This is a genomic window from Curtobacterium sp. MMLR14_006 (genome assembly GCF_001864985.1).
Lineage (GTDB): Bacteria > Actinomycetota > Actinomycetes > Actinomycetales > Microbacteriaceae > Curtobacterium.
In genome coordinates this window covers 26,988-36,087 of sequence record NZ_MJGU01000025.1, presented here as the reverse complement: position 1 = coordinate 36,087, position 9,100 = coordinate 26,988, and the positions used below count along the sequence as shown (strand labels likewise).

Here is a 9,100-nt window from a genome sequence, read left to right as displayed (position 1 = left end):
CCGACGCAGCGTCGCCCGACGGAGCGCCGCCTGACGCGACAAGACCGACGTCGTGCGACACCGACGATGTCGCACGCCCCGCACACCCCGAGCGTCAGACCTGGTCGGCGGCGACGTACACCCACGCGGTCGTCCCCGAGGCGAGCGTCACCTCGATGCGCCGGTAGTCCGCCACCTCGTAGGCGTCGACGGCCTCGAGCTGCCAGGCGAAGCCGAGCACCAGGACGGCGCCGTCGACGCGGTCCTCGGCGGTGCCGCGGCGCAGGATCGGGTGGCGGTCCGACCCGCTCGTGCGGACCACCTCGGGATCGGTGATCGTGACGTGGTCGATCCGCCACCCGGGCAGCGAGTCCGGCTCGGTGCGGACCACCCCGTCGAACAGGGCGTCCTGCACGGTGGACTGCTGCAGCGTGCCGTACGAGAAGACCCGGTGCGGGCCGTCGGGCTCGATGCGCGGCCGGCGAGCGGGACGCGGCGCGATGGTCGGCGTCGTCGACCACACGACGGCCCCGGCGAGTCCGGTGAGACCGAGGTGGAGCAGCCCGAGCACGGCGAGCACGCCGCCCCAGAGGACACCGGACGTGTCGCCGGGACAGGGGACCGTGTACTCGTCGTCGCCGCAGACGGCGGAAGCGTGCACGACGCCGACGACGATGCCGACCAGGCCGACGACGAGCAGGAGGACGGCGAACCCGCCGAGGGCGACGACCCAGCGCTGACCGGGGGAGAGGCGTGACACACGCTCACCGTAGCGGAGCAGGGGGACGGTCGTGGTGCCGCGTCCGGGTCAGCCGGTGAAGCGCTGCCAGAGCTCGGTGACGATCGGCCAGACGTCCCCGGCCCGGTCGGCCGAGCCGACGGCCACCAGCACCACCGGGACGACGGTCACGGCGACGGACACCAGGACCGCCAGCACGACCGCGATGGTCGCGGTGGTGGTGTGTCGTCGCGTCACCGCGAGGGCGAGCAGGGCGAGCACGACGACGGCCCCGAGCAGCGCGACGACGGTGACGCGCACGAACGGGAACGGCACGAGCCCCGCGGTGGTGGCGGTGACGCCGCCGAGGAAGCCGACCAGGGGCAGGAACGCCCCGAACAGCACCCCGGCGACGAGCACGATGCCGATGCCGCTCGCGATCCAGACGCCGCGGGGCCGGGGCCGGCGGGCACGAGGCCGCCGGCCGCCGGACCAGGCGGTGGTCACGGCCGGGTCCGGCCGGTGGCGTCTCCCGTGTCGGGGGGCGTCGCCGCGTGTGCTGCCGAACTCGCGTCGGCGGCCGCTGCGGCCGCTGCTGCGGCGTCCTCCGCTGCCTCGTCGGCCGCGTCGGCGGCACGGGCTGCGGCAGCGGCGGCCGCGGTGGCGTCGGCCTCCCCGTCCGCAGCGTCCGCGGCGACGGCGTAGTCGGCCCCGGCCGCCCGCAGGCGGTCGGCGGCGTCGCGGGCGTCGGCGGCAGCGTCCTCGGCGCCTCGGGACGCCTGGTCGAGCGCGTCCGAGGCCGCGTCCTGCACCCGGCCAGCGGTCGTGCTCGCGGCGTCGACTGCGTGCCCGGCGGCGTCGCGGGTGGCGTCGGCCGCCTGCTTCGCCGCGGCGGCGGTCGCGTCCGCCGCCCGCTTGCCGGCCTCGGCGGTCGCGTCGGCAGCACGCTTGCTGGTGGCGGCGGTGGCATCGGCGGCGCGCTTCGTGGCGTCGGCGGTGGCGTCCGCTGCACGCTTCGTCGCGTCGACCGTCGCGGCAGCGGCGTCCTTCGTGGCGTCTGCGGTGGCCGCGGCTGCGCGCTTGGTGGCGTCGGCGGCCGTGGTCGCGGCGTCCTTCGTGGCCTCGAGGGCGGACGACGCGGCGCGTTCCACGGGCGAGGGCTCGTCGTCGAACGGACCGTGCACGTCGAGGACGCGGACGTCCACCTCGGTCGGCAGCGTCGAGAGCTGTCGCACCGCGGCCGTGACCTGCCGACGGACCTCGTCGGCCACGGTCAGGACGGGCTGCGGGTAGCGGACGATGACGGAGACCTGCACGGCGAGTGCGTCGTCCTGTTCGTCGACCTGCACCCCGGCCGTCCCCGCGGAGCGGCCGAGCCGCTTACGGAACTCGTCGGCGGCCCGGGACGCGATCCCACCGAGGTGGTGCACGCCGGGCACGGCCAGCGCCGTCTCCGCCGCGGTGCGTGCGACGAGGGCCACGGTGCCCGCGTCGTCGGGCAGCGGCTCCGTGAGCTCTGCGGGCAGGGGCACCGCGGTGACCTGCGTGTGCGCGTCGGTGTCGTGCTGCATGGTTCCTCCTCGTTCGGGTCTGTGGGAACGCCACGGGGCACCCGTCTGCGCGGGTGCCCCGTGGTGGTCGTGCGACTCAGTGCTTGAAGACGTCCTTGACGTCCTCACCGGTCTGCTTCGCGCTCGCAGCCGTCTGGTCCTTCTTGCCCTCGGCGACCTTCGAGTCGTCGTTCGTCGCGTTCCCGAGGGCCTCCTTCGCCTTGCCGGCGAGGTCCTGGGCGGCGTTCTTGATCTTGTCGTCGAGTCCCATGAGGGTTCCTTCCTTCGGTCGGGCGCGTGGCCCGGGGTGGTGGGTGGTGCTGGTGGGCCGGGAGGCCCGTGGTGCGTCGTCCGGTCGGCGTCAGTGGACGCGTGTCGGCTTCGCGAGCGCGGAGCGGGTCCCGCCGGTCAGGTGCACCAGGACGGGCACCTCGCGGCCGAGGGTGCGGTCGAGCACCGCGACGGCCCGGTCGACGGCGTCGAGCACCGTGACGGCGTCGCCGCCGCGGCGGACCGCGACCCGGATCCGGGCGGCGCGCTGCCGGCGGACGAGGTAGGTGTCGACGCGGGAGCCGACGACGTCGCGGACGCCGGACAGCTCGTGCTCGACGACGTCGCGGACGAGGGCGACGTTGACCGTGACGGCGTCGTCGCCCGAACGCTCGCGGACGGCGACGGCGGTGCCGCCCCCGCCGCGGGTGAACGCGTAGAGGAGTGCGAGCACGATCACGACGGCGCACACGGCGGCGACGATCCAGAGCGACGACGCGGGGACCGTCAGGCTGCTCGGCAGGTCGACGTACGGCGAGATCGCGTCCTGCACGGCCGGCAGCACGCCGGCGCCCATCGCCAGCCCGACGACCACGGCGACCAGGCCGAGGACGAACAGGATGATGCGGTTGAGGGTGCGGTTGCTCTTGGTCATGCGAGTGTGCCCTTCTCCTCGACACGGACGCGGACGTTGCGGCCGAAGCGCTCGTCCAGACCCGACAGGCGGTCCCGGACGGCGTCGTGCACGGCCCGCTCGTCGACCGGGATGCCGGTGACGGGCACGATCCGCACGTCGGTGCGTCGGCCGCGGGCGGTGGCGGAGGCGTTGCCCTCCGGAACGCCCGCCGCGGTCCCGGCGGCGTTCGCCGCGGTCGAGGCCACGATGCGGGTGTCGATGACGACGGCGCCGCGGTCGTGCTCGACGACCGAGCGGTGCTGGCGCCCCGGCTTGAGGGCCAGGACGATCAGCACGATGCCGAGGACCACGAGCACCACGGCGACGACCTCGATGATCGTGACGAAGGCGGTGTCCGGCTGCAGCGCGGTGTCGACGGCGGTCTGCGGGTCGGCGAGGAGCGGAGCCCGGCCGAGGGCGCGGAGCACCGACTCGGTGCCGATCCAGGCGGCCACCAGGGCGAGCACCACGAGCGACACCGCCACGGCGGTGGAGCGCGAACGGTGCACGCTCCGGCGACGGATGCGTCGTTCGACGGAACCGTTGCTCATGATGGCCTCCTAGTTGACCCGGGTCTCGTGCTCGCGCACGATCCCGGTCAGTTCGATGTGGGCACTGCCGACCCGGCGGCCGGTGAGTTCGCTCACGCGGCTCTTGACCTCGTCGGCGACCCGGATGGCACGCGTGACGAGGTCGTCACCCGCGGCGACCGGACCGGTGATGTCGAGCGCGATCGCGCCCTCGGCATCGCCGAGTCCGACCCGCACCCGCTTGGCGGGCGCGCCGAGCCGTTCGGCTGCGACGGCCCGGGCCAGCGAGGTCAGCGCGCGCGCTGTGATCTCGACGCGGCCCGGGACGTCCGGGCCGGCGGTCACCGGGAGCTCCGGCGCCCGGTGAGCACGTCGGTCAGGGCACCGCGGTCGATCTTGCCGGTCGCCAGTGCCGCGACGAGCGCGCCCACGAGACCGAAGACCACGACGAGGACGAAGCCCCAGAACCCGAACTGCAGTGCGACGACTGCGAGGACGGCGCCGATGAGGGCGCCCATCAGTGTGTTGCTCATGCGACTCGTGCTTCCTTCTTCTCGTCGTCCTTGTTGTCGTCGTCGTCGCCCGGGATGAAGACGTCCTGGACGGTGACGTTGACCTCGGCGACCTCCATGCCGACGATCTGCTCGAGCGCGCGGGACACACCCTGGCGGACGCCGTCGGCGACCTGCTGCAGGGCCACCGGGTACTCGGCGACGATGATGATGTCCGCGGCGACCTGCTTCTCGCCGACCTCGACCTTGACGCCCTGGCCGAAGTCACGCTGGCCGATCGCGTCGCGGAGGGCACCGATCGCGCGGGCTGCGCCGCCACCGAGCGAGTGCACGCCGTTGACCTCGCGGGCGGCGATGCCGGCGACCTTCGAGACGACCGCGTCGTCGATGACGGTCTTGCCGGTGACACCGGAGCCGTTGGGCACGGTGCGGGCGGTCGTGGCCGCCGCCGAGGTGGTCGCGGGGGTGGGGGTCGTGGTGTCTGCCATGGTCGTTCCTTCCGTAGGTCCCGCCGGTCGTTCCAGCGGTTGCTGTTCACGGATGAGACGGGGTGCGACCGAGCGTCGTCACATCGGGTCACGCGATCCCAGGGAACTGCCAGACAACGGCCCGTGCGGGTGACGAACCGCCCCTCGGGCGGGGGCAGACGTCAGCGGTCTCGGCGCGAATCGGCTGCTGTGCTGCGCGTCCGGGCCGCTCGGACCGCCCGGACGTGGGCCATCGGCGTCTCGCCGCGTTCGTCACGGAAGAGCTGCTGGAGACGGCGGGGGAGCACCCCGGCCGCTGCCGCGACGTCGGCCAGCGAGACGTCGTCGTCGGCGTGCTGCTCGATGTACGCGAGGGCGCGGCGCACCCGCCACGAGGACCGTCCCGGGCGGGCGGCCAAGGCGCTCCGCAGGGTCGTCGCCGGGTCCTCGCCGAACCGTGCCCGGTAGGCCTCGGCGAAGCGACCCGGGTTCGTGAAGCCCCAGCGGCGTGCGACGGCGGTCACCCCGTCGGCGGCCGCCGTGTGCTCGGCCGTCGGCGACTCGTCGGCGCGCAGGAGCTCGGCGCGCACCTGGTCGAGCCGGTGGTCGCGCAGGAAGCGGTTCGGTGTCGAGCCGAGGGTGCGCGCGAAGACGTCCTGCAGCCCGCGCTGGCTGAGGCCGCACGCCGCCGCGATCTCCGGGACGGACGGACGCGCGGCCGCGTGCGCCTCGATGAAGCGGATCGCGTCGCGGAGCCGGTTCGCCACCGGCACGTCGTCGCCGCGGTTCCGTATCGGGAAGGTGTCGAGGACGACCACGGCCAGTCGACGGTTGAGCGCGGTGCGCATCGGACCGAGCACGCGGTCGTCGACCAGGGCCGGGCCGATCTCGCCGATGAGGTGCCGGAGCGGCTCGCGTCGGGCGACGGTCTCGTCCTGCTGGTCGAAGAGCAGGGGGCCGGGCGGCAGACGGTAGCCGAGGTCGCGGCCGACGGACCGCAGGAACCGGTCGGCGATGTGCACCCCGTTGTAGACGGTCTCGGAGGACTCGAACCGGTACTCCTCCGACGCCGAGGCGATGTAGGGGCTCCCGGGCAGGACGACGCGCGTGTGGTCGGCGAAGTGCATCTCGAGCCGACCCCTCGTCAGCCAGAACACGACGTGGTCGCCCCGTGGGCCGATCCGCCCGCCGCGCCGACCACCCTCGGCGCGCATGGTGCGCAGGGTGACGTCGTCGTCGCCGACGACCGTGTACTCGTACCGGGCGTCGCGCGTCGCGAAGGTGCCGGTGGCGAACTCGGTGCCGTGGTACTCGGCCTCGAAGATCGCGGAGTAGTCCGACCCCTCGCCGTCGGCGAACCGCAGTCTGCGGAAGCCGTTCGTCGACGGGTCGGTCATGCGCCGATCATGCCAGGGGTTGCGGACCGTGGTGATCGAGATACCCTAGGGGGGTACCGTGCTGGTCCGATCAGCACGACGAGCGGCGGAGGACACCGTGCACGATCACGTCGGGTACATCGGCGACAAGGACGACCTGCTGAAGCGGCTCCGTCGCGCCGAGGGGCAGGTGCGCGGCATCGCCCGGATGGTCGAGGACGAGACGTACTGCATCGACGTCCTCACCCAGATCTCGGCGGCGAACCGCGCACTCGAACGGGTCGCGCTGTCCCTGCTCGAGGACCACCTCAAGCACTGCGTCGCCGAGGCCGTCGCCGAGGGCGGCGACGCCGCCGACGCGAAGGTGCGCGAGGCGAGCGACGCGATCGCCCGGCTCGTCCGCTCGTGACCACCCCGGATCCAGGAGGAGACACCATGACCACCGAGACCCTGCTCGTCGAGGGCATGACCTGCGAGCACTGCGTGATGAGCGTGACCGAGGAACTCACCGAACTCGACGGGGTGTCCGGTGTCGACGTCCGGCTCGTCGTGGGCGGCTCCTCCGAGGTCACCGTCACCTCGTCCGCCCCGATCGACGCGGACGCCCTCGACGGCGCCGTCACCGAGGCGGGGTACCAGGTCGTGCGGTCGTGACCGACCGCGTCGTCGAGCTCGACATCACGGGGATGACCTGCGCCTCGTGCGCGAACCGCATCGAACGGAAGCTCGGCAAGCTGCCGGGCGTCACCGCCACGGTGAACTACGCCACCGAGAAGGCGCAGGTGCAGGTGGCCGACGACGGTGCGGCCGGTGCCGACGTGCTCATCGCCGCCGTGCAGGCCGCCGGCTACGGTGCCGCCGTCCCCGCACCACCGGCCACCGTCGACGCTCCCCGCGACGACGACGACGCGACCGACCCGCTGCGCCGACGCCTGGTCGTGTCGGCCGTGCTCGCCGTGCCCGTCGTGGTGCTCTCGATGGTGCCGGCCCTGCAGTTCCCGGACTGGCAGTGGCTCGCGCTGACGCTCGCCGCCCCCGTCGCGGTCTGGGGCGCGCTGCCGTTCCACCGCGCCGCGTGGGTCAACGCGCGGCACGGTGCCGCCACCATGGACACCCTGGTGAGCGTCGGCGTCCTCGCCGCCTTCGGGTGGTCGCTGTACGCCCTGTTCCTCGGCGACGCCGGCACGACCGGCATGCACATGACGTTCTCGTGGTTCGCCACGGACCCCGAAGCCACCGACCTGTACCTCGAGGTCGCGACGGCCGTGACGGTGTTCGTCCTCGCCGGCCGGTACATGGAGGCCCGCGCGAAGACGCAGTCCGGTGCCGCCCTCCGCGCCCTGCTCGAACTCGGGGCGAAGGACGCCTCGCTCCTGCGCGACGGGGTGGAGCACCGCGTGCCCGCGTCGTCGCTCGTCGTCGGCGACGTCGTCGTGGTGCGACCCGGCGAACGGATCCCGAGCGACGGGCTCGTGCAGGACGGCTCCTCCGCCGTCGACCGCAGCATGCTCACCGGCGAGTCCGTGCCGGTCGAGGTCAGCTCGGGCGACCGGGTCACGGGCGCGACGATCAACGTCGGCGGTCGCCTCGTGGTCGAGGTCACGCGCGTCGGCGCCGACACCGAGCTCGCCCGGATGGGGCGGCTCGTCGAGGACGCACAGACCGGCAAGGCCGAGGTGCAGCGCCTGGCCGACCGGGTCTCCGGGGTCTTCGTGCCCATCGTCATCGCGCTCGCCGTGCTGGCCTTCGTCGGCTGGCTCGTCTCCGGCGGCTCGGTCACCGCGGCCTTCACCGCTGCCGTCGCCACCCTGATCATCGCCTGCCCGTGCGCCCTCGGGCTCGCGACGCCGACCGCGCTGCTCGTCGGCACCGGCCGGGGGTCGCAGCTCGGCATCCTCATCGGCGGGCCACAGGTGCTCGAGCGCACCCGCGGGGTCGACACCGTCGTGCTCGACAAGACCGGCACCGTCACCACGGGGGCGACGACCCTGCGGTCGGTGACCACGACCGGCGGACCAGAGGACGCCGTCCTCCGGCTCGCCGCCGCCGTCGAGGACGGCTCCGAGCACCCCGTCGCCCGGGCGGTCCTCGACGCGGCCCGGACCCGGGGCATCGCGCTGCCCGAGGCCGAGCAGTTCACCGCGACCGCCGGTGCCGGCGTGCAGGCCGTCGTCGACGGCTCCGTGGTCCTCGTCGGCACGAGCCGCTGGCTCGCCGACTCGTGGTCGGTCACCCTGCCGCCGGTGCTGTCCGACACCGTCGAGCGCGCCGAGGCCGACGGGGCCACCGCGGTCGTCGTCGCCCGGGACGGCAGCGCCCTGGGCGTCGTCGTCGTCGGCGACACCGTGAAGCCCGAGGCGGCCGACGCGGTCGCACGGTTCCGGGCGCTCGGGCTGCACCCGGTCCTGCTCACCGGCGACAACGACGGCGCGGCCCGTGCCGTCGCCGCCGCGGTCGGCATCGACGACGTGCACGCACGCGCCACCCCGGCGACGAAGCTCGAGACCGTGCGTCGGCTGCAGGCCCAGGGCCGCACCGTCGCCATGGTCGGTGACGGCGTGAACGACGCCGCGGCCCTCGCGGCGGCCGACCTCGGCATCGCGATGGGCGCCGGTACCGACACGGCCATCGCGGCGAGCGACATCACGGTGGTCAGCGGTCGGCTCACGGTGGTGGCGGACGCGGTCCGTCTGTCCCGTGCGACGCTCGGCGTCATCAGGGGCAACCTGTTCTGGGCGTTCGCGTACAACGTCGCGGCCATCCCGCTCGCGATGGCCGGCCTGCTCAACCCCGTCCTCGCCGGTGCGGCCATGGCGTTCTCGTCCGTGTTCGTCGTGACGAACAGCCTGAGGCTGCGTCGCTTCGCACCGCGGCCCTGAGACCGGCCACCTGCGTCCGGTCACGCGCGCAGCGAACGCGAGCCGCGCCTCCCGTCCAGCGGTGCGCACCCGCAGGCCAACAGCACTACGCTCGGAGACGGTCCGCGACGCAGCGCTGCGTGACCCGCGGGCTGTACGTCCAG

General features: G+C 73.9%; 13 protein-coding genes. 3 read left to right on the top strand and 10 right to left on the bottom strand.

Annotation, left to right across the window (positions count from 1 at the left end):
• Positions 1-94 precede the first annotated feature (94 nt).
• The 10 genes from BIU94_RS18145 to BIU94_RS15320 form a co-directional block, all read right to left on the bottom strand.
• Entirely contained in the window at positions 95-739 is a 645-nt protein-coding gene (locus BIU94_RS18145; protein ID WP_254784826.1) for a gamma-glutamylcyclotransferase family protein, read from the bottom strand.
• Between the two features lie 48 nt (positions 740-787).
• Entirely contained in the window at positions 788-1,204 is a 417-nt protein-coding gene (locus tag BIU94_RS15360; RefSeq protein ID WP_071262690.1) for an MFS transporter permease, read from the bottom strand.
• Positions 1,201-2,268, bottom strand: coding sequence for an Asp23/Gls24 family envelope stress response protein (locus tag BIU94_RS15355; RefSeq protein WP_071262689.1), 1,068 nt, complete (start codon positions 2,266-2,268; stop codon positions 1,201-1,203). Before BIU94_RS15355 ends, BIU94_RS15360 begins: the two co-directional genes overlap by 4 nt.
• Before the next feature lie 76 nt (positions 2,269-2,344).
• Positions 2,345-2,518 (bottom strand): CsbD family protein, encoded by a 174-nt coding sequence (locus BIU94_RS15350; protein ID WP_071262688.1) that lies wholly within the window; start codon positions 2,516-2,518, stop codon positions 2,345-2,347.
• A gap of 90 nt (positions 2,519-2,608) precedes the next feature.
• Positions 2,609-3,172: a hypothetical protein gene (locus BIU94_RS15345; RefSeq protein ID WP_071262687.1), complete on the bottom strand. Its 564-nt coding sequence runs from the start codon at positions 3,170-3,172 to the stop codon at positions 2,609-2,611.
• Positions 3,169-3,744, bottom strand: a complete 576-nt coding sequence (locus tag BIU94_RS15340; RefSeq protein ID WP_071262686.1) for a DUF6286 domain-containing protein — start codon at positions 3,742-3,744, stop codon at positions 3,169-3,171. Before BIU94_RS15340 ends, BIU94_RS15345 begins: the two co-directional genes overlap by 4 nt.
• 9 nt (positions 3,745-3,753) lie before the next feature.
• A complete protein-coding gene (locus BIU94_RS15335) occupies positions 3,754-4,068 on the bottom strand; it encodes a hypothetical protein (RefSeq protein ID WP_071262685.1) in 315 nt (104 codons plus the stop codon).
• Positions 4,065-4,256 carry a DUF2273 domain-containing protein gene (locus tag BIU94_RS15330; RefSeq protein ID WP_071262684.1) on the bottom strand — a complete coding sequence of 64 codons (192 nt, stop codon included), beginning with the start codon at positions 4,254-4,256 and terminating at the stop codon, positions 4,065-4,067. The genes BIU94_RS15335 and BIU94_RS15330 overlap by 4 nt, the downstream gene beginning before the upstream one ends.
• Entirely contained in the window at positions 4,253-4,723 is a 471-nt protein-coding gene (locus tag BIU94_RS15325; RefSeq protein WP_071262683.1) for an Asp23/Gls24 family envelope stress response protein, read from the bottom strand. Before BIU94_RS15325 ends, BIU94_RS15330 begins: the two co-directional genes overlap by 4 nt.
• A gap of 161 nt (positions 4,724-4,884) precedes the next feature.
• On the bottom strand, positions 4,885-6,099 hold the full coding sequence (locus tag BIU94_RS15320; RefSeq protein WP_071262682.1) for a helix-turn-helix domain-containing protein: 1,215 nt from the start codon (positions 6,097-6,099) through the stop codon (positions 4,885-4,887).
• 97 nt (positions 6,100-6,196) lie between these two features.
• Here BIU94_RS15320 and BIU94_RS15315 point away from each other — a divergent pair, with 97 nt between their 5' ends.
• From BIU94_RS15315 to BIU94_RS15305, 3 genes are read left to right on the top strand one after another with little or no spacing between them, the layout of a single operon-like run.
• Complete coding sequence (locus BIU94_RS15315; RefSeq protein WP_071262681.1) at positions 6,197-6,487, top strand: metal-sensitive transcriptional regulator; 291 nt, start codon at positions 6,197-6,199, stop codon at positions 6,485-6,487.
• A 26-nt stretch (positions 6,488-6,513) separates the two neighbouring features.
• The gene (locus tag BIU94_RS15310) at positions 6,514-6,732 is read left to right on the top strand and encodes a heavy-metal-associated domain-containing protein (protein WP_071262680.1); all 219 of its coding nucleotides are present in this window, start codon (positions 6,514-6,516) and stop codon (positions 6,730-6,732) included.
• Entirely contained in the window at positions 6,729-8,957 is a 2,229-nt protein-coding gene (locus tag BIU94_RS15305) for a cation-translocating P-type ATPase (protein ID WP_071262679.1), read from the top strand. The genes BIU94_RS15310 and BIU94_RS15305 overlap by 4 nt, the downstream gene beginning before the upstream one ends.
• Positions 8,958-9,100 lie beyond the last annotated feature (143 nt).